The sequence below is a fragment of the Gilliamella sp. B2824 genome, assembly GCF_026536245.1.
Lineage (GTDB): Bacteria > Pseudomonadota > Gammaproteobacteria > Enterobacterales > Orbaceae > Gilliamella.
Genome location: NZ_JAFNON010000002.1, coordinates 343,399 through 364,719, shown reverse-complemented (window position 1 = coordinate 364,719; position 21,321 = coordinate 343,399). Strand labels below are relative to the sequence as shown.

Below are 21,321 nucleotides of genomic sequence, written 5' to 3'. Positions count from 1 at the left end.
ATGTCAGGTTTAGCAATTAAAGTTTCAAATGTCGATTGGAATAAAAATAATTTAGGTTCTGTTAATTACGGTAGTGATAATGGTAATAATATTAATAGAATTACTACAGTGAGTGAAAAGGCTTATGCAATTTATGAAGATTATATTACCAAGTCAGAAAGACCAGATAGTCAGTGTTTATTATTACTTATTAATGACTTAGTAAAGGAAGGATTAGATCAAAAATGTAAGGGATTATTTTATCTTGCATCAAAACATCAAAATACTAATCATATTAAGTATAGCATTATAGGTAGTAATCGATTAGATTTGACTTATGATCAACCTCAAATACTTATTAATGGTATACGCTCTAATGTGAAAAGTGTAGTTATCTTTGATCATAATAAGTATAACTTAGGTACGGTTGATTCTAATCTTTGTCTTGTTTTTGTGATGTCTGAAGCTTCAAGTAGTGGTATTGACTGGGGAGGAGAGGAGGCAATAAGCCATCCACATGCTTTTATTTCTTCTGGTCTTGGAAAGTACATGGAAGGTAGCCTTCTTAGGTGGGACAATGATTCTATTTCACGAGAGGAAGATAAACAAGAAAATGATGGTGTTTATGTTATTCATGTTAATAAGAAATCATTAGTATATAAACATAAAAATGTGACCATTAATAAACAACTATCAGCACAATCAATGGCTAAGTTTTGTCCACGTTTAATGGCTTACAGTACAATTGAAGATTCTCCTTCAGAGGGTGTTATGAAGTTATATGCTACATTTAGCCGAGAAGATTTAACTGCCGCTGATATCAATAAAATCCATGAAATTTTCACAAAATATGAACATTTACTTTAAACTATAAGTTTGTACTTACATTTAAAGTCCATACCTTGGTATGGGCTTTTCTTCTCTATAAGTTCACCATTTATTGTCATTATTAAAGGGATAATTTTATATCGTTATCCAAGCTCTTGCACTTCACAATTTTCTACTCCTCTCAACTAGGTTAACATTCTAATTGTTATTAATAATCATGATATTATTCTTTTCATAATCTCTTCACACAAATTTAGTGTTTAGCTTTTTGCTATATTACTAAGATTTCACTTGTTTTACTCATATTAGATAAAAAGTTTTCAGTGCCCCTTAATCTCTTTTATATTAAAATCTATATTTTTGGGTATCTTATTAATTTTTTAATCCTATCAAAACAATTAACTCACAATCATTGAGATATTTTTAGATAAGAGCAAAAAGTACCTACGAATGATTTGTTATATTTCAATTTAAACTGATTGCTATTGATTGCTTTAATACTGTTAATTGATATTTAGCTTAAATTTGATGAGTATGGTATAGCTATCCCAATGTTGGGACAGCCTAACTTATTTTTTATATTAAATTGAATCTATTTAAAATATTGATATTGTTTAACAAGTTAGCGATCATCGTACAATCGTTCAAATTCTTTAGTCGTTATCGATTCGCCGTAATGAGGAACTGTGTATTTCAACATGTGTTCTTGCTGAATTTTATCGAATGTACCTGTAGCATCACTAATGATGACTGGAAAATAGCCTTTGTCTTGAGCTTCACGAAAGGTCGATTCTACACAAACATTGGTCGCGTATCCTACTAAATAAAGTGTTTCAATACTATTGTTTCTAAGGTAAATGTCTAAATTAGAACCAGCAAAGCCACTTGATCCGGTTCTACCCATTACAATAAATTCTTCATTTTTTGGTGTTAATGTTTCATAAAATTGCGAATTAAAACTATCGACAGGAAATGTACCAAAGTGACTAATTGCATGCCTTAGGCCTGTTTTTCCATTGGCTAACTCTGGATAACCTTTTTGAAATCTCAAGCCACAATGGATAATTGGCATGTGAATTTGCCTTGCATAAAATAAGCTTGATTCAATATTTTTGATTGATTCTTCAAATAGATCTTTATCTTTAAAGCTTTGGTATAAATGCCCAGAAGGATGAAGCCATTCATTTTGGCATTCGATAAGAATTAAAGCAGATTTTTTAATATCTTCTGTTTTTGATTTTAACATAGGCACATTTGTATCCATAAAATATCCTTATAAAATATGTTGTTATGTTTAATTTAAACACCTCATCATTATTGATATTTGGTGTTTATTTTTATACAGGTATGCTATTTTACTGATATAAACATATTTTGCAATTTATTTACAATAATTGTAGTTAAATTACAATATAGGTAAATTGGTATGGTAATTGATTATCAATTTTTAAAAACATTATTTAGTGGTGTTGGGAAGGTATCTCAGATAACAGCAATACCAACACGGTAAATTCCTTATAGGGAAGGCAAAGGTTTTGTAAAAAGTCTTACTAAAAGAGAAGCGCAAAAATAGATAGGATAGCTATTTCAACATTAAAAAAAGTTTTTCATTAAATAGGCTACAGATGAAGGATCCATTTTAAAAACAACCAAACTAAAAGAAGTCAAAAGTACCGAAATGGTGAAATCCACATTAAAAAAGTTAAAAAAACAGAGCGTATTAATTAAAGTATCTACACTTTTTGATATAACAAAATCAGGTAGTAATATTGACTAAAATATACGGTGGTTTTCAACTTTATAACTCTGTTTTTTAGGTGCTTTACAATAAAAAGTGCTCTCATCCAGTTGAAAAAATCAAAAAAATACTATCATCAACCCACCAAGCAAAATGATTATGTTACCAGTTCAAAAAAAGCTGGTCCTTCCTTAATCATTGGACTGACCATTATATTATTGTGAAATTGTCGAAACGGGTAATAACTCTCACCGATTTAAACATCATTGTTAGTTGATATACAGTTAGAGCATCATCATTTGGTAATCTTCAACAATATTTCATATAACAACATATTTTTAACCTTTTTTCTAACATTATTGCTCTGCATCTGATAACTTTTTTAAGTTGGCTGGTTTTGAGAAAAGAATAATTGCTAACTGAATAAAAAAACCAATAAAAACAGCGACAATGCAATTAGTTACACCAAAATTTGCACTTATGTATATACCTAAAGCAGCGCCTAAAGGCCGGGCACCAAAAGTAACCGTCATGATCACTGAAGATATTTTCGCTATCATATTATTAGGCGTAACTAACTGCCTTAGCGAGACTGTAGATATGGTCCATATGATGGGTCCAAATCCAAAACAGAAAAAAGATATAAAAACCAATTCTTTGACAGGATATATGGTAGTTAAAAGCATTAATATTGAAGCTACAAAAGCTGATACAGGCCCTAAAGTCAGTTGGAATCCAAAATTTATTCTTGTAGATATAAACTTGTATAGAACGGATCCCAAAAACATTCCTAAACCGATTAGGCTTAATAACATTCCGACTTCAAATGAAGTAAAGGAGAGATTGTTGATAGTATAGTAAGCAAATATTGATAATAGCAAATTAAATGATAAATTAAAGACAAAAGCCGTTATCGTTATAGGTCTTAAATATTTATTTTTAAGTAAAAAAATAAAACCATCACATAGTTCTTGAATTATGTTTCTTCCTGATTTTTTTTGTACAGGCTCCTTGGGTAAACATATTAGAAAAAAGGCACTGATGATCGAAAGTAAAAAAGCCAATATGAATGCTAATCCTCCAGAATAAATGCCAGCAAGAATACCACCTAATGCTGGACCGGCAGTAAAAGCCACACTTTTGGCAATCTCTATTGATCTATTGGCATTAATTAACTGATCTTTTATGACAAAAGATGCGACTAAAGCGGGACTTGCTACACTGTAAATAACAGTACCAATTGCTATAAAAAAACCGAATAATGCAATTTTATTTATTGTCAGACTCCCTAAAAATGTCAAATAAAACAATATAAATATGGCTGCTGCACGAATAATTTCCATTATGATCATCAATTTCTTTCTAGATACTCTATCTGCAAGTACTCCCATTGGAATCGATAATAATAGAAAAGGTAACGTATTTATCATTTGTATAAATGCTGTTTCAGACGCTGAAGCATGTATAGATAGCACTGCTATAATCGGCAGCACAGCTATTATTATTTGTTCAGAGAATTGCGCACATAAATTGGAATAAGAAATCTTATGAATTAGTAATTTGTCCATGTTGTTATTTTCCTCATACTGACACTTTATGTTTATATTTGCATTTTCTCAATCTTACTAACAATCCGAATCTTGCTAAAATATTAACCTATTGTTTTATATGTGATAAATTTAGTTCTTTGACACTTTTTGAAAAAAGATTCTATAGTCGCTATTTTTTTTATGAATAATAGGAAATGTTAACCAAAGATAGTTATATGGATATTTATGTTCGATTTAGATTAGGACAATATATATGTTACATTGCTCGTGAATTAGATGTTTTACGCAACAGTGACAAGATGATTATCATTTAATTGTTAATAATTTTATAAAAAATTATTTTTTTCATGAGTATAGTGTCGCCATATGGTTTATGGTTTTTCTCGAAAATACGTCTCATATCTATTGTACTTTTCAGTCTTGCAATTTAGCTTTCCGTGGATTTTTTATATAACCATTAAACATTATTTGCCTGCCTTTATTCTTTTTGCTAATTCCCAACGATGCTCTTTTTGGTTATTCCCTCCGTTTAGGATCTATTTTAATACCTTCCCAACCGATCATGGCTGCTTTACGGTCACTACCCCAATGGTATTGCCCTAATAATCCTGTCGATTTTATAACTCTATGACAAGGAATTAAGAAGGCCACTGGGTTATCACCAATAGCAGAGCCAACCGCACGATTCGCTTTGGGATTATGTATCTTGTTTGCTATGTTGCTATAAGTTGATAGTTTTCCCATAGGAATGGATAACAAAGCCTGCCACACCTTAAGTTGAAAATCCGTACCTTTAATATGTAGCTTTATTTTAGCTAGTTTTGACCAGTCTTGCGTAAATACGAAGATTACATTTTGTTGAATCTGGTCAGTACATTGTCGATATTGCGCATTAGGATATAGCGCTTTCAATGATTGAAGTGATGACTGTTCATCCTCAACAAAAGCGAGATAACAAATTCCTTTTGTTGTTGATGCAATGATGGTTTCACCAAAAGGGCTATCTATAAAACTATAATTAATTGATAAGTTTTCTCCGTTATTTTTATATTCTCCCGGCGTCATACCTTCAATATCAATAAATAGATCATGCAACCTGCTGGTACTCGACAAGCCTAATTCATAGGTGGCATCCAATAATGAGGCGCTTTCTTCTTTTAGAAGGTTTTTAGCGTGAGTGATACTGATATATCTTAGAAATTGTTTAGGACTTACTCCAGCCCAATTAGAAAACATACGCTGGAAATGATAAGGACTTAAATGTACATGTTCTGCGGCCTGTTCGAGCGTCGGTTGAGATTGATAATTTTCACTCAAATATCCAATGGCTTTTTTTATTCGATCAAAATCTCTCTGTTTTTGTTTATTCACTTTGAATACTCCTTTTCAGCAAACCAATGAAGTTATGAGTGATAGGTACCCTACAGTATCATTAATAAATTGTGCCATATTTTTCTGAGACACAGTTTTAATAAACACTAAAGAAATATCAAACTTGATCAATTTCCAGACAAAAGTATTTTCTCGGTCGAGTCTTCAATGAAGAGAGATAAACGTTATATCTTTCTACTCATTGCCTATTTGAAAATTATCGAATTTGTCTTGGCTCTAGTAATAACGAGCGATGTTTAGTAAAGATAGGCGTATAAATCTTTATTTGCTCTAACTGCAATTACCATTCCTAAGTTATCTTTTATACATGTTGTTTGAATTTTTTTTAGTATTTGGCCGTTGATTAGTTTTATTAATCAATACAGTATATTTACTTGTTGATAGCTTATTTGTGTTTTTCTCTATAATACGTATTGATAATAAACAAAATCAGAACGATTAAAAACCCGAATCTTGCTATTAAAATAATTCATTTTGTAAAATAAGTAGCAATTGTGGGGCAAACCTTTAATCGTGTCTGTTTCAATCGGATAGCCTACCAATTGGGGTGAGAATTTATTATGTTGGCGTTTATTAGCGAGTATTCTTCTCTTTGATGTTATTGCATAACAGTATACAGATCCAAAAGAGCAGGTGTCATATCTGTCAATATCAATAGATTGTATACATTGGCAAGTTGATCGTTACTTATCATCTTGCTCAACCAATTATAAGCGCTCGGTTATCTTTTCTAGGTGTCCTTTATCAATACGAGATCCATAATATCTATATTGCAAGTTGATAAGTAATTCCTTAGCTCAATTAGAGGTATTTTAATCACTCCTTCTGTTTATTATTGAAACGCATTTTAATTTTGCAGTTAACCTCTAATTTTGAATGTTAGACGTAACTTAAGTAATAATATTCCAATATTTAAATCTTCGCTCAGTTAAAATACGAAGGTTTTAGCTGAACATAAATGCCTTGCGCAATTGACATGATTGTAAATATTAGCAAATCACGATAAGAATAATTGTGCTTGCATTAACGATTTAAATTTATGCATTTTCCTTTCCCTAAGCCTTGTTGGTTGACGTGAATTTTCAGCTCGATTATTTGCATATTGATGTGGAATATGGGGTGCGGTTGAAAGTAACGTTTTGATTGGTTTAATATGGTTTTTAAGTTTATCGATAACGATGTCGTTGATAGATTTTACTCGTTTTCATCTTGATAATTTTGCCCCAAATCAGTCAATTGGTAATGGTAAAGTAGTGGTTCATTACTCACTTGCTCACGGCTTAACAAACTCAATTCAGTAAGGGGACTGTTAAAAAACCGCCATAAAGCGGTTAATCAAAATGTAAAATAAATGACAATTAATCATCATTTATTTTATGAGCTTTTAAAAACGCCGGTCTACTCATCGCTTTTTGAAGATAGTTTTCAAGTTTTTTGTCCAACGTAATGCCAAATGCTTTTGCAAACATTAATCGATGAGATAAAAAGATATCTGCTAACGTAAAGGTATCACCAATGAGCCATGCATTTGTGTCTTTTAGTTCTATTCTAGACAAAACATCAATGGTTTGTTTTTTAAAGTAATTGATAAATTCTGGCGATTGCTGATCTTCAGGAGTAAACAGTATCTGTTTAGCAAGGCAAGAAAGTGGCGTTTCTAAGTCAGTAATCGAAAAACTGATTAAAGAATTGATAATAGCCTTTTCTTGTAAATTCGCAGGGTATAACGTATTTTGTTTTTTTTCACAAATATAAAGGCATATGGCCAACGTTTCACTTAATGAAAAACTCCCTTCCATTAAAAATGGTACTTTACCAAAAGGATGAGGTGATTTGACGGCCGCATCATCTGTGTGTATTTTAACCCGTATTGCTTCATAAGGAAGGCCTATTTCTTCCAAAGCCCAGATAACAGTTAAAGATCGTGATCCAGGTGCAGTGTATATTTTCAAGCTTCGTCTCCTATTAATAAATTAAATAATCGGTATTGCGTAAAAGTAAGCATTCATTTTTGGTTTAAGTGATCATTGCTTATCGGAACTTTAGATGATCACTTTATTTAAAAAATAGATTGTATAGTTGTTGCTGGATAAAACAAAATCTTTACTGTTACTTTATTTACTAGTTATCCAAAGACAGATGTAAAACTGAATAAATTTTGTCTTTATCGTCTATAGTTTTTTGGTTTATGCTCAAAAAAGAATGGAATGTGGTTAATTTCTATTTAGCTGGATTATGATTTATATTCGTTTTTATTTATAATAATCTAATATTTTGACGGAGTAATAAATTTAAGGGTTACAATATATCCTGAGGGATGTTTTTGAAGAAAAGCTGTTTATTAAAACTTGAATTGCGACTAATTGAACAATCTTTAGGAAAGATGGCGGAAGCGCAGAGATTCGAACTCTGGGAGGGTCGCCCCTCGCCGGTTTTCAAGACCGGTGCTTTCAACCGCTCAGCCACACTTCCGCAATGGCTGTGAATATTAAAGGAGACTTATGAATTTGTAAATAGCTATTTTCAATTTTTTCATCGTTTGCTTTAAATTTCATCAAATTTGAGGTGAATATTCGTGTCATGATGCTTTTACCATCAAAATAGTGCCATCATTTCTTTAAATGAGTATAATATGATTTAAATAAAACAGCGTGTTTATAAAAATGTTAAGTCAAATACCAACCGATGATAAAGGTTACCTAAAAAATTGGCAGGATTGGAGTGTTGATTTAGTCCCACTGTTGGCCGCTAAAGAGTCGATAGAATTAACCGATGCGCATTGGGAAGTGATATTATTTGTTCGTGATTTTTATTTAGAATATAAAACTTCACCAGCTATTCGAGCATTAGTTAAAGCTATGGAAAAAAAATTTGGCACAGAAAAAGGTAATAGTCGCTATTTGTATAAGTTATTTCCTGATGGCCCGGCAAAACAGGCAACTAAACTTGCAGGTTTACCGAAACCAGTTAAATGTATCTAAATTTAGTGAATAGATAAAACTCATGATTAGATGGAAAGTCCCATTAATTTTATTAGCTGTACTTAGCTATTTGCAATACTCACTGTGGTATGGCAAAAATAATGTTTATGATTATCAAGATAATGTTCAAATATTAGCAGATCTTCATGAACAAAATGCGCAATTGAAAGACCGTAATGAACAGATGTTTGCTGAAATTAATGATTTGCAGCGTGGTTCGGAAGCGATAGAAGAGCGAGCGCGTAGTCATTTAGGTATGGTCAAGCCCAATGAGTATTTTTATCGAATTATTGTTGATTCAAAAACACAACATCGTTAAGGCATAATGCAGTGAATAGGAATTGTAATATTACGGCCATTGTTCCGGCGGCAGGAATAGGTTGTCGAATGCGTAGCCAATTACCAAAACAATATTTAAAAATTGGCTCAATGACGGTTATCGAGCATACCTTAAATAAGTTATTATCACATCCTAAAATAGCACAGATTATCGTTGTTATTAGCCCTGAAGATGTGATGTTTAACACACTAGCTATTGCTGCGCATGATAAAATAAACGTTACGATAGGCGGTAAAACTCGTGCTGAATCTGTATTAGCAGGTTTACATTTGTTGCAAGATGATGATTGGGCTTTAGTGCACGATGCAGCTAGGCCTTGTGTTCATAATGACGATATTACGCGTTTAATTGATATTGTGTTAAATTCACAGCAAGGCGGCATTTTAGCCACTCGCGTCAGTGATACGATAAAGCGTGCCTATCAAGACAATGATAAAATAATTGAACGTTCAGAAGATAGAACGCATTTATGGGCAGCTGCAACCCCTCAATTATTTACAGCTAAAGTACTCAAATCATGTTTACTTAATGCGTTGAATAATCATATAACTATCACCGATGAAGCTTCTGCTATTGAGTATTGTGGAGGGCATCCTATATTAGTTGAATGTCGCCGAGACAATATAAAAATTACTCAACCTGAGGATTTAGCATTAGCTACTTTTTATTTAACTCATTCAACTTTAAAGTAGGTACCAGTATGAGAATAGGGCATGGATTTGATGTTCATAAATTTGGTGGTGATGGACCAATTACTCTCGCCGGCGTGAAAATTCCTTATCAATATGGTCTGATAGCGCATTCAGATGGCGATGTGGTATTACATGCTATTACCGATGCTTTAATCGGTGCATTAGCGTTAGGTGATATTGGAAAGTTTTTTCCTGATAACGATCCGCAATACTTAGGTATAGACAGTCGCATATTATTAAAAAAAGTTTATAGCACAATACAAGCTAAAGGGTATCAGCTGGTTAATTTAGATACCACAATAATTGCACAGGAACCAAAAATGCGCCCCCATATTGATCAAATGCGGATTAATATTGCCGAAGACCTGAATGTTCATTTTGATCAAATTAGTGTTAAAGCAACAACCACTGAACAATTAGGCTTTACTGGGCGTAAAGAAGGCATTGCTTGTGAAGCAGTAGTGTTATTAACTAAAATAGTTAAAGACAATTAAATTGAAAAAAATAGGTAGTATCTGTGTTAGCTGAACTAAATTATTTTTATGGAAAACCCACCACAATTGGCCAGTATAAACAAAAATTTGAAGATTTTGTTGTTACAGAAGATCTTGGTTTTGAGTTGACCAACGATGGTGAACATGTTTTTGTTTTTTTACAAAAACGTGATTGTAATACCATTTTTGTTGCCGAGCAGTTGGCAAAATATGTCGGTATTTCGGCTAAATTTGTGAGTTATGCAGGGTTAAAAGATCGTCAAGCTGTCACTCAACAGTGGTTTAGTTTACATATGCCAGGTCAAGCTACGCCTGATTTTTCGAATTTTAATTTAGATGGATGTAAAATACTAAAAGTAACTCGCCATAATAAGAAATTAAAAATAGGTGCATTAAAAGGCAATTATTTTAATATCAACCTAACATCATTAAGCGATAAATCCGAAATTGAATCAAAATTAGCTTTGATTATACAATTTGGTGTACCAAATTATTTTGGTGAACAACGTTTTGGTCGTGAGCAAAATAATGTTGTTCAAGCAATAAAATGGGCCAATGGTGAAATATCTGTTACTGATCGTAAAAAGCGTAGCTTTTATCTTTCCGCTGCTCGAAGTGCAATTTTTAATAATATTGTCAGCCAACGAATTGCACAGAATTTGCATCAAACTGTGCTTGATGGTGATATATTACAGCTTGCTGGTCGTGGCAGTTGGTTTGTTGCCCAAGCTGAAGAGTTACCCTCTTTACAACAACGTGTACATCAAGGTGAAATCAATATAACAGCACCTATGGTTGGTGATTCGCCATTAGGGACAACATCTGTCGCTTTTGAATTTGAGCAATCTTGTCTACAAAGTTGGTCTAATTTTAACTCATTATTTGCCAAAGAGCGCGTTGAAACAGCAAGACGTTCGATAGTCGTTTATCCATCACAATTGAGTTGGCAATGGTTAGATGATAATAATGTTAATTTGAAATTCTATTTACCATCAGGTTGTTATGCAACAAGCGTGATACGTGAATTGATAATAGGAAGTGAGTAAATACATGCAAAGTTTAAAAATGCAATCTTTAATTAAATTGTTGCGTCAGCAAGGAATCAAAGATGAGCGTGTCTTAACAGCGTTTGCTGCTATTCCTAGGGAGCATTTTGTTGATGAGGCACTTTCTCATCAGGCTTATGATAATCGGTCTTTACCTATTGGTAGTGGGCAAACTATTTCACAACCTTACATTGTCGCCAAAATGACAGAATTATTGAAACTAGAACCCCATTCAAAAGTACTTGAAATTGGAACTGGCTCGGGTTATCAAACGGCGATATTAGCTAAGTTAGTCGATCATGTTTGTTCTGTAGAAAGGATTAAAAGTTTGCAATGGAATACTAAACGGCGTTTAAAACAGTTAGATCTTCACAATATTTCAACGCGTCATGGAAATGGCTGGTTAGGTTGGCCTGAACGAGGTCCTTTTGATGGTATTATTGTTACGGCTGCTGCATCTGAAGTGCCTAGTAAATTACTCGAACAATTAGCCGATAAAGGTCGATTGGTTATACCGGTAGGTAATGAACATAAACAAATTTTGCAGGTTATTGAACGAAACGGTGATAATTTTATTGTCAATAATGTTGGTGATGTTAAGTTTGTTCCGTTAGTAAAAGGTGATATTGAATAACCAAAGCCATCAAATTGATTGATGGCTTTTATTTAATACATTTGGATTGTATTCTAGGCCTTTCTTATTTGTGGCGATCTCAAGTGAGTTTGGTAATTGTTATGTATTACGTTTTATACTAACTATATAATCTATATTTTATAGATTCTTATTTGGGCGTTTTACTTTCCTTTAGTATCCTTTTATTCTAAAACGCGAAATTGAACTTCTATACCTGACTCAAGCGTAACAATTTACTGTTTTTGTTCAGAATGTTTCCATTCACAAATTCCATAAATAGCATTGAACAAATAAATCAGGTATTGAGTTGCAATGATAATATTATTGGTATAAATATTTAAACCAATAACCAAGACATTTAAAATCACCCACAAATACCAATTGAATGAATATCTCATCATCAGTAAAAGTTGAGCCACCACACCTAATCCAAAAATAAAACAGTTTGTAATCAGTTGATATATTGTATTATCTACGCCAATAGCATTAGTTAAATAGACATTAAAAAAGACAGCTATAATCAGAAAAATAAGGGTATATAAAAAAGCTTGCTCACTAAGTGATCGAACTTTGACATGTTGATGACTATCCAGGTTTTTTTGCCAAGTGATTAATCCATAAACATGTGAGCCAAAATAGTAAAAAGTAGGCAAGCCTGCCCCAATATTGCCACCAAGAAAGTTAGCGCAACACTCAGCGACTACAGCTAGCATTCCTAGCACATTCCCTAAGTTTTTGCGTTTAGCTAATAAGATTACACATAACAATCCACAAAATGCACCAGCATACGACACGGCATAACGTAAATTGAAATTATTAAATGGATCTGTATATAAAAAAGCTAAGGTGACACAAAGTACACAGAAGTAAGGATAAAATCGATTACGTCCTATAGCGATAATAAAATTGGCTAATTTATTCATGATTAAGACTCTTCATCGTTAATAAGTTGATTGACTAGTTCAATACAGCGTAAATATCGTTCATCATAGTCAGGTGAATCGATTTGAACATAACTAATATGGTTTTTTTCTAATAATGAGATAAGTAGCTGCTGGAAGTCCTTTCGCTGTTTTGGGCTACCTAAACTACGTAATCCATCAGCAACCCAAGGGGTGTTATTACCCAATAAAATAACCAGATCAAATCGATAGTTGTTGATCATGGCTTGTAAAAATGGATGCTCTTTACCTTCATATTTTTTGCAAAATGCTTGTGTGGTAATAAAATCAGTATCAATGAACGACACTTTATTGGCATGTTTGATTGCAAAATCGATATATTGTGCATGTCCTAAAGCAATTTTATCGTAATCTGCATATTGCAATGCTCGTTCATCCCCACCAAGTTGAGAAAATACATAATCACGACCATATTCCCAAGCGCTAGTGGTATTAAACATATTGGCTAACTTATTGACTAATGTCGATTTACCACTTGATTCACCACCAAGAATAGCAATAGTTCGTACAAAAAACGGTCTAACTTCAGTTGGAATATATTGCCAATTTTTTAAAGGGGCTTGGCGAATTTGAGTGCCACTTACTTGCATAAATCGGCGTGTAGGATCAATAAGTACGGTATCTAAATCGAATAAATCTTTATACATCGCTACATCTTGTGGTTCACTGGAATAGACACAACTAGGATTAATGCCTTTTTCCTTAAATAACTTTTTAACGCGATCACTCCACTCATTCCAACCATTTGGATATGAAGGAATACCATCTTCTTCTAAAAGCTCAATATGGATATTTTTTTGATATTTAAACGTTTGTAATAACCAACGAATCCGATCGTTAATTGTTGGTTGGCGTGACATTGCACTTTGTTTAAATAGCGCCATATCTCGCATCGTATCGGAACAAAGAATCACATAAAGTTCGTCAACTTGGCTAATAGCTCGTTGAATAAGATAAATATGACCAGTATGTAGTGGATAAAACTTGCCAAAAATAACGCCTACTTTTTTATGTTTACAATTGGGATCAATTTGCAAATAGTGATGGAGTGATTGTAACTTTTGAGCACTAGGATTTTTGATTTTATCATTAATTAGTTGGCTCAAATAACCTTTGGTCATTTGGCAGGCATCAGCAACTGTTTGTAACGATAAATTTTTGCGTTTTATGGCTGTTTTTAAATAACTAAAACCATTCATATCGCCCCCTTATCTTTTGTTTTTTATCTGAAACAAAATTTACAATATTATAATTAAATGTTCAATATATTAAACAAAAATTTTTCTTGATTTAATGAATTGATTTTAATTTGATAGAAATTCAATCAAAAATAGTAAATACTAGTTAGTCAAATTGATTCATTAGACAATTTTGTTGGTATGGTTAACCGGCTTTATTCTCTTGTTTAGAAGATAAAAATATTGAATAAAAGGAGAAAAAATGAACATATACAAGCTTACTTTTTTTATTGCGTTAGCTTCAAGCAATGTTTTTGCCAATAATGTTTCGTTGAATAAAGTGACAGTTTTTTTACAAGGTGCTGAATTACAAGGTCAGTCAAATGTAACTTTAATAAAAGGTGAAAATGAGATTTTACTAACCAACATTGCTAATAGTGTTAATCCTCATTCCATTAATGTTGGGTTTAGTAATGATGCAAATATTAAAATATTGTCAATCGGCGTTAATAATCAAGATCCCGATAATAATGAAGATAGTGCAGAAATGAAATCTTTATTAGACAAATTACAACAATTACAAAATACCCATGATAGAACAGCAATTGAATTAAGTGCAGTTGACCAGCAAATTGCACTACTAAAAAATAATCGACTTGATCAATTAGTTAAAAGTGATCATGATGATCTTAACAACATGAAAAATGTGTTAGATTTTGTTAAAACCAATTTGGTAACCTTTCTCAATGAACAAAATAAATTACAAAAAGAACTTGCTCAGACAGATACACAAATCGCCGATACTCAAGAAAAAATCGATAACCTTAAAAATGAGTCAACCAATGGTTTAACAAATGTCATTAATGTAAAAGTCTACTCAGATAAAGCAATCACTTTACCAGTGACATTATCTTATGTCATTAATGATGCTGGTTGGTCTCCTGTATATGATATTCGTGTTGCCGATATTAATTCTAACTTGCAATTAACTTATAAAGCGGATATTTATCAAAATAGTGGTTTAGATTGGCAAAATGTCGATTTTAGTTTATCTACATCAAACCCTAAAGAAGGCATAACTGCACCTAAGTTAATGCCTTGGCAAATTGATGTATTTTCTGAAAAAAATGGCCCTTTTTTAGCTAGCAGTGAAAAAAGATATAATGATATTAGTACCACTGCTGTAAAAACCTTAGATGGTCTGGCTTTTGAAAGCGCTTCAGATAATGTGTTGATTGACAATTTGGGTATTAATACTCATTTTAATGTAAAATTACCTTATACGATAAAATCTAACAGTTACGGTAATATACTTACTTTACAAAATAAAGAAGTTCTGGCTCAATATCATTATATTGCTTCGCCAAAATTAAGTAGCAATGTATATTTAGAAGCGCAAATTTCTGATTGGGATAAATTGAATCTTTTACCTGGAAAATCGACAGTATTTTTTAATGGCGATTATCTAGGTGAAAGTTTTATTACAACCAAAGGCGTGAAAGATACACTGGATCTGTCCCTTGGACATGATAAAAATATTTTTATTTCACGCGATCGAAATTTAAATGAAACATCAAAGCCTTCCTTCTTTGGTGATGATATATCGCAAAAATATGCTTACACCATTGATGTTAAGAATAATAAATCGTTACCAATAGATATTGTTATTTACGATCAATTGCCTGTAATTTTAAATAAAATAGTCAAGCTTGAAGATGCAAAATATGACGACGCAATTTATGATAAAGAAAGTGGTTTATTGTCTTGGCAATTAAAATTAAACCCTAAAGAAACTAAAAATCTTAATTTGAGCTTTAAGCTAACTTATCCAAAGGATAAAGTGAGTGAAATTTCAGGGTTATAAACACGATCAGATAAAACGAATAACGTATGCTAACACAGTGGTTAAATCAGTTTAAACAAAATAGTCAAATTAATTTACTTGATATTCATTTAGCGCTGTTTTTATCAAAAAAATCACAGCTAACTGATGATATTGTCGTTAAACGTTTGGCTTTTTTGGTTTTATTGCTCAGTTTTGAGGTAAGAGCGGGGCATGTTTGTTTGGATATTTCCCAAATAAACGAGCAAAACTATGATCCGCAGCTTTGGCGTGATTTAGCTTCCCCCACTTTGCAAGATTGGTTAACCACTATTTTGCAAGCACAAAATAATCAGATAATCAGCGACGGCACGTTGCTTTCACCGCTTGTATTTATTGATAATAGACTCTATTTTCAACGTATGTACCTAGATGAAAAGCAAGTTGCATCTTATTTTAATCAACCCTCATCTGAACAACAATTAGCATCACAGGCTGATTTAATTACGATTTTAGATCAATTATTTACTCAACGATCGGCGTCCATCGATTGGCAAAAAATCGCTGTGGCAGTGGCGTTAACGCGTAAAGTGGCTATTATTTCTGGTGGACCAGGTACCGGTAAAACCACAACAGTGGCTAAAATATTAGCTGGCATTTTGTTAACCAATCCTAATTCTCGCATTGTTGCAACTGCTCCAACGGGGAAAGCTGCATCAAGGTTAACAGAATCACTTAGCCAAGCCATAGCACAATTGCCTGTTAATCAAAAAATTAATATTAAGGCAGAAGCCATTACTTTACATCGTTTATTGGGCGCTAAAGCAGATAATCGTTCTTTTCATTATAATAAACAAAATCCTCTTCACGTTGACGTATTGGTGATTGATGAAGCATCAATGGTTGATCTTAATATGATGTCGCGAGTGATTGATGCATTACCCGTTGCGGCACGTTTAATTCTATTAGGAGACAAAGACCAACTTTCATCGGTTGAGGCTGGCGCGGTATTTGGTGATCTTTGCGCTTTTATTGGTAAAGGCTATAGCCCTTCACGCGCCTTGGAGTTAACGCAATTAACCGGTTATGTTGTGCCGAGTGAGCAGAAAGTTGCAACAATTACCGATAGTATATGCTTATTACAAAAAAGTTACCGATTTGATCAAACGTCAGGTATTGGTGTATTGGCTAATGCGGTAAAAGAGGGCAGTGTTAGCAAGGTAAAAGCACTGCTCATGAATGCTGAATTTAATGACATTCATTTCTATAATTTAGCATCAAAACAGACCTATCAGTCTATTTTAAATGAAAGTGTTAAACATTATTCAGATTATTTAAAGGCAATAAAGTCTAGTGGTGATAATGATATTATGTCCATTTTAGCTAAGTTTGCCAACTATCGCCTGCTTTGTGCTTTGCGATCAGGAATGTTCGGTGTTAGCGGCTTAAACTCACAAATTGAATCTCTATTAGCTAACCATAAGTTAATTCAGATAAAGAATAAAGAGGCATGGTATATCGGCCGCCCTATTATGATTTTACGTAATAGTGCCGCATTAGGGTTATATAATGGTGATATTGGCATAGCCCTACCTGCTGAGCATGATAGTAGTAAATTACGTGTTTATTTTCCTTTTGCTGATGGTTCTATCAAAGGGTTTTCACCCTTCAGGTTACCTGAGCATGAAACGGCTTATGCAATGACTATTCATAAATCACAGGGTTCAGAATTTGATGATGTAAATATTATATTGCCAACTGATTATTCACCATTACTCAATCGCTCTTTACTTTATACTGCAATTACGCGAGCTAAAAAAACTGTATCGATTTATGCCGATACTCAAATTTTAGCGCTTTCCGTCAAAAGTCAAATACATCGTGAAAGTGGGTTAGCTCAACAAATAGAAAATACTTGCCCATAACATAGTGATGGTAACGTTTTTAGTCTAAAAAGTTTGCTAATTGTTTTAGTCAATAATAGCGCTAAGCTGTTTAAGTTCGTAAATATAATTAGCGGGTAGGATAATTTAGGTAGTCTAGACATAGCTTCTGGGATAATTTGTTATGCATTTTTAAAATACCAAATTGATGGTGCATAGTTTATTATTTTCTTAAATCAATCCTTATTTATTGTTAAGCTACTTAGATATATCTCATTACTGGCAATATTTGACTTGCAAAGATAACTCATCAATTTTAGTGAAGGTTTTTTGTCAAACTAACTAGATAAAAATAAACGTTGTTAATGCATCATGAAGAATGATTTATCTACATAATTTTTTTTATGTAGATGATAAGCAGTAATCTAGGTAAACAGCACTTGCTATATTAACCAAGTGCTGTTTATTTTTATGATGATAATTAATGAATAATCTTTGCTAAAAAGTCTTTAGCACGATCTGATTGTGGATTAGTAAAGAATTGCTCTTTTGAGGTGTCTTCGATGATCTCACCTGCATCCATAAAGATAACACGATGTGCAACTTTACGAGCAAAGCCCATTTCATGTGTCACTACCATCATAGTCATACCTTCATAAGCTAACTCTACCATAACGTCCAACACTTCATTAACCATTTCAGGATCGAGTGCAGATGTTGGTTCATCAAATAACATAACAATAGGATCCATACAAAGTGCACGGGCAATTGCTACTCGTTGCTGTTGTCCACCAGAAAGCTGAGCAGGGTATTTATCTGCATGCGCCAGTAAACCTACACGTTCTAATAGATTTAAAGCTTTTTCACGCGCCTCTTCATCTGCTCTTCCCAATACTTTGATTTGAGCAAGGGTTAAGTTTTTTAATATTGTTAAATGGGGAAATAATTCAAAATGCTGAAACACCATGCCTACTTTAGATCGAAGTTTAGCTAGGTTGGTCGATTTATCCGTGATTTCTGTGCCATCTATAATAATTTTACCCTTTTGTACAGGTTCTAAACCATTTACAGTTTTAATTAGTGTTGATTTTCCTGAGCCAGATGGGCCACAAACAACGACTACTTCGCCTTTTCCCACTTTTGTTGAGCAGTTCTTTAATACTTGAAATTGTCCATACCATTTTGATACATTTTCTAAGGAGATCATCGATTTATCCCTTTTTTGAAATAATTAACTAAACGTGAAGCAGTAAAACAAATTATAAAATAACTTGCTGCTGCAAAAATAATCATAGAATATTTTACCGTGCCACCTTGCACGTTGCCGATTTGTGTCACACTTGCGCCAAATAAATCAATCAAGCTCATGACATAAACTAAAGATGTATCTTGGAATAAGATAATACCTTGAGTGAGTAATAGCGGTACCATTGATCTAAATGCTTGCGGTAAAATGATTAATCGCATCGCTTGCGCTTTGGTCATACCGAGTGCGTAAGCAGCGTGATATTGGCCTTTAGCGACAGCGTTAATACCTGCGCGAATAATTTCAGAATAGTAAGCTGCTTCAAATAAAGCAAAGGCAATCATTGCTGATACAACGCGAACATCGGCATAAGGTGGTAAGTTAAATACATATTTAATAACTTGCGGAAGCGCTAAATAGAACCATAACAGTACTAAAAGTAGTGGGATGGAACGAAATAAATTCACATAGCATTTAGCAAATATGTTAAGTATTTTGTTATTTGATAAACGCATTAATGCAAGCACTGTTCCCCAAACAATGCCAAAAACGACCGCATTGAGTGTAATTCTTGTGGTCAACCATAAACCACTTAATAAAAGATGATAGTTGTCTGATACTAATGAAGGTATATTAGCAATCCAATCGAATAACTGCATTTTATCCTCCATGATTCATGTTAGGTAAGCGCGTATGTTTTTCAACAATTCGCATAATAGTCAGTACTGCATAATTGATTAACATAAATGCAATAGTGACGCCACAAAGTATCTCCACAATACTATTAGTCGATTCATTAATGCGATCAATTTGACCAATGAGATCGATTAGCCCAATAGTTGACGCCACAGATGAATTTTTAATGATATTCGTCATTTCTGAGGTTAATGGTGGAATTATACGTCTATAAGCATTAGGTAATAGAATGTATATGTATGCTTGACGATTCGTTAATCCAAGTGCGATAGCCGCATAACGTTGACCTTTAGGTAAAGTTTGAATACCTGTTCTTACTTGTTCTGCGATACGTGCTGAAGTAAATAATCCTAAAGCAATTGCTGCTGTGATAAAAGAGCTGACATTTGGCGATAAGCCAGATATAAACCATGTTTTTAAGCTACCTGTTAAAATTTCTGGAAATAACATATACCATAAAAACATTTGTACAAGTAATGGAATATTACGAAACAGCTGAATATAACTTGCCGCAAAGTTATTAAGAAACTTATTGTCAAGTGTTCGGCATATCCCGACCAAAGATCCTAACACAAAGGCAATGATCCAAGCGGTCACAGCTAACGACACTGTCACAAAGATGCCATCTAATAGCCAGTTTAAGTAAATCCCATCACCATAAGGGGTGGGTTCAAAAAATAGTGTCCAATTAAAACTCATAATATATTTAATTCACTAATTTAGGTTATGTACTAAATGTTAATACATTTAGTACATGGATTAGAAAGATAAGAATAGTATTAATCTAATGCTTTATCATTAGGATTTGCAAACAGCTCAACCATTTTTGGTGAAATTTCAAGTGCCATGTTGGCGCCTTTTGGTGGAACAGGTTGAGTGAACCATTTGTTGTAAGATTCAAGTGCTTTTCCTGATTTTTGTGCGTCAGAAATAGTTTTGTCCATTAATTGTTTAAATTGAACATCACCTTTTCTTAACATACAGCCATAAGATTCATAAGATAATGGCTCGCCAACAATTTTCCAATCATTTGGTTTTATTGCACGCGAACGTTCCCCAGCAAGTAACGCATCATCCATTAAAAATGCTTCAGCACGTCCTGTTTCAAGCGCATTAAATGCATCACCATGATCTTTAGGGGTAATAATACGAATACCTAGGTTTTCTTTAGCATTGATTTGATTTAAACGAATTTCAGACGTAGTGCCGGCAGTGGTAACCACATTTTTGCCTTTAAGATCTTCAATACTTTTAATATTACTGTCCGCTTTTACTAAAAAGCGCGTACCAACAATAAAAATACTATCTGAAAAATCGACAGTTTTTTGACGTTCAAGATTATTCGTTGTCGAACCGCATTCAAAATCATAAGTGTAGTTATTTAGTAGTTGAATACGTGTTTTAGACGTAACTGGTAAATATTTTACTTTAAGATTTGGTAAATTAAGTTCTTTTTTAACTGCATCGACAATTAAATTAGAATAATCTTGCGAATAACCAATAACTTCTTGATTATCACCGTAGTAGGAAAACGGAATTGACGATTCGCGATGACCAACAACAATCACACCACTTTCTTTGATTTTAGCTAATGTACCATTGAGTTCTTCTGCAACTGCAGTTCCAGCCATTAGACCTAACATTGCAAATGATAAAACTAATTTGGTTAATTTTGTTTTTTTGTTCATAGTCATCTCCTACTGTTTATTTTGTATCATATTAAATTTATTTAATATTTTTACAAAGGGCGTATATTATAACTTATTTTTTAGCATAAAAGTACTTTTTACTGTTTATTTATAGATTATTGGAGCTAGATACATTAATTGATATTTTGCATTTTTAGCAATTAATGAAGCC

General features: G+C 33.0%; 19 protein-coding genes and 1 tRNA gene. 9 read left to right on the top strand and 11 right to left on the bottom strand.

The genetic code is table 11. The annotated features are described in order from the left end of the window. Positions 1-846, top strand: a complete 846-nt coding sequence (locus tag J3U56_RS03645; protein WP_267366752.1) for a hypothetical protein — start codon at positions 1-3, stop codon at positions 844-846. Between the two features lie 583 nt (positions 847-1,429). Here the strand turns inward: J3U56_RS03645 and J3U56_RS03640 are convergent. From J3U56_RS03640 to J3U56_RS03610, 5 genes are all read right to left on the bottom strand, one after another. Further along, complete coding sequence (locus J3U56_RS03640) at positions 1,430-2,071, bottom strand: cysteine hydrolase (RefSeq protein WP_065632967.1); 642 nt, start codon at positions 2,069-2,071, stop codon at positions 1,430-1,432. Between the two features lie 830 nt (positions 2,072-2,901). Next, positions 2,902-4,113, bottom strand: coding sequence for an MFS transporter (locus J3U56_RS03635; protein ID WP_267366751.1), 1,212 nt, complete (start codon positions 4,111-4,113; stop codon positions 2,902-2,904). Positions 4,114-4,611: 498 nt separating this feature from the next. Continuing rightward, the gene (locus tag J3U56_RS12065) at positions 4,612-5,466 is read right to left on the bottom strand and encodes a methylated-DNA--[protein]-cysteine S-methyltransferase (RefSeq protein ID WP_323849509.1); all 855 of its coding nucleotides are present in this window, start codon (positions 5,464-5,466) and stop codon (positions 4,612-4,614) included. A 1,379-nt stretch (positions 5,467-6,845) separates the two neighbouring features. After that, positions 6,846-7,439 carry a glutathione S-transferase family protein gene (locus J3U56_RS03615; RefSeq protein WP_267333232.1) on the bottom strand — a complete coding sequence of 198 codons (594 nt, stop codon included), beginning with the start codon at positions 7,437-7,439 and terminating at the stop codon, positions 6,846-6,848. Between the two features lie 432 nt (positions 7,440-7,871). Then, positions 7,872-7,959, bottom strand: a tRNA-Ser gene (locus J3U56_RS03610). A gap of 191 nt (positions 7,960-8,150) precedes the next feature. On the opposite strand from J3U56_RS03610, the gene J3U56_RS03605 reads away from it, so the two are divergent. The 6 genes from J3U56_RS03605 to J3U56_RS03580 are packed head-to-tail and all read left to right on the top strand — an operon-like array spanning position 8,151 to position 11,674. Continuing rightward, positions 8,151-8,468 carry a TusE/DsrC/DsvC family sulfur relay protein gene (locus J3U56_RS03605; protein WP_267333231.1) on the top strand — a complete coding sequence of 106 codons (318 nt, stop codon included), beginning with the start codon at positions 8,151-8,153 and terminating at the stop codon, positions 8,466-8,468. A 22-nt stretch (positions 8,469-8,490) separates the two neighbouring features. Next, positions 8,491-8,787 (top strand): cell division protein FtsB, encoded by a 297-nt coding sequence (gene ftsB / locus J3U56_RS03600; RefSeq protein WP_065632994.1) that lies wholly within the window; start codon positions 8,491-8,493, stop codon positions 8,785-8,787. Positions 8,788-8,798: 11 nt separating this feature from the next. After that, positions 8,799-9,500, top strand: coding sequence for a 2-C-methyl-D-erythritol 4-phosphate cytidylyltransferase (ispD, locus tag J3U56_RS03595; RefSeq protein ID WP_267333230.1), 702 nt, complete (start codon positions 8,799-8,801; stop codon positions 9,498-9,500). A gap of 8 nt (positions 9,501-9,508) precedes the next feature. Beyond that, positions 9,509-9,994 (top strand): 2-C-methyl-D-erythritol 2,4-cyclodiphosphate synthase, encoded by a 486-nt coding sequence (gene ispF, locus J3U56_RS03590; protein WP_267333229.1) that lies wholly within the window; start codon positions 9,509-9,511, stop codon positions 9,992-9,994. Positions 9,995-10,017: 23 nt separating this feature from the next. Then, a complete protein-coding gene (gene truD / locus J3U56_RS03585; RefSeq protein WP_267333228.1) occupies positions 10,018-11,040 on the top strand; it encodes a tRNA pseudouridine(13) synthase TruD in 1,023 nt (340 codons plus the stop codon). 4 nt (positions 11,041-11,044) lie between these two features. Next, a complete protein-coding gene (locus J3U56_RS03580) occupies positions 11,045-11,674 on the top strand; it encodes a protein-L-isoaspartate(D-aspartate) O-methyltransferase (RefSeq protein ID WP_267333227.1) in 630 nt (209 codons plus the stop codon). Positions 11,675-11,907: 233 nt separating this feature from the next. Here J3U56_RS03580 and pnuC read toward each other — a convergent pair whose 3' ends face one another. Continuing rightward, a complete protein-coding gene (gene pnuC / locus J3U56_RS03575; RefSeq protein ID WP_267366750.1) occupies positions 11,908-12,597 on the bottom strand; it encodes a nicotinamide riboside transporter PnuC in 690 nt (229 codons plus the stop codon). A 2-nt stretch (positions 12,598-12,599) separates the two neighbouring features. Further along, positions 12,600-13,835, bottom strand: a complete 1,236-nt coding sequence (nadR, locus tag J3U56_RS03570) for a multifunctional transcriptional regulator/nicotinamide-nucleotide adenylyltransferase/ribosylnicotinamide kinase NadR (protein WP_267333225.1) — start codon at positions 13,833-13,835, stop codon at positions 12,600-12,602. Positions 13,836-14,076: 241 nt separating this feature from the next. Between nadR and J3U56_RS03565 the strand changes: the two genes are divergently transcribed. Together J3U56_RS03565 and recD are read left to right on the top strand one after the other, a co-directional pair. After that, positions 14,077-15,678 (top strand): mucoidy inhibitor MuiA family protein, encoded by a 1,602-nt coding sequence (locus J3U56_RS03565; protein WP_267366748.1) that lies wholly within the window; start codon positions 14,077-14,079, stop codon positions 15,676-15,678. Positions 15,679-15,704: 26 nt separating this feature from the next. Next, a complete protein-coding gene (recD, locus tag J3U56_RS03560; RefSeq protein ID WP_267366746.1) occupies positions 15,705-17,561 on the top strand; it encodes an exodeoxyribonuclease V subunit alpha in 1,857 nt (618 codons plus the stop codon). Between the two features lie 439 nt (positions 17,562-18,000). On the opposite strand, the gene J3U56_RS03555 is transcribed toward recD, so the two are convergent. From J3U56_RS03555 to J3U56_RS03540, 4 genes are all read right to left on the bottom strand, one after another. Then, positions 18,001-18,726, bottom strand: a complete 726-nt coding sequence (locus J3U56_RS03555) for an amino acid ABC transporter ATP-binding protein (protein WP_065634203.1) — start codon at positions 18,724-18,726, stop codon at positions 18,001-18,003. Then, positions 18,723-19,424: an ABC transporter permease subunit gene (locus J3U56_RS03550; RefSeq protein WP_065634202.1), complete on the bottom strand. Its 702-nt coding sequence runs from the start codon at positions 19,422-19,424 to the stop codon at positions 18,723-18,725. Before J3U56_RS03550 ends, J3U56_RS03555 begins: the two co-directional genes overlap by 4 nt. Position 19,425: 1 nt before the next feature. Then, the gene (locus J3U56_RS03545; RefSeq protein ID WP_065799040.1) at positions 19,426-20,160 is read right to left on the bottom strand and encodes an amino acid ABC transporter permease; all 735 of its coding nucleotides are present in this window, start codon (positions 20,158-20,160) and stop codon (positions 19,426-19,428) included. A gap of 80 nt (positions 20,161-20,240) precedes the next feature. Then, positions 20,241-21,149: a glutamate/aspartate ABC transporter substrate-binding protein gene (locus tag J3U56_RS03540; protein WP_267366744.1), complete on the bottom strand. Its 909-nt coding sequence runs from the start codon at positions 21,147-21,149 to the stop codon at positions 20,241-20,243. Between the last annotated feature and the right edge of the window lie 172 nt (positions 21,150-21,321).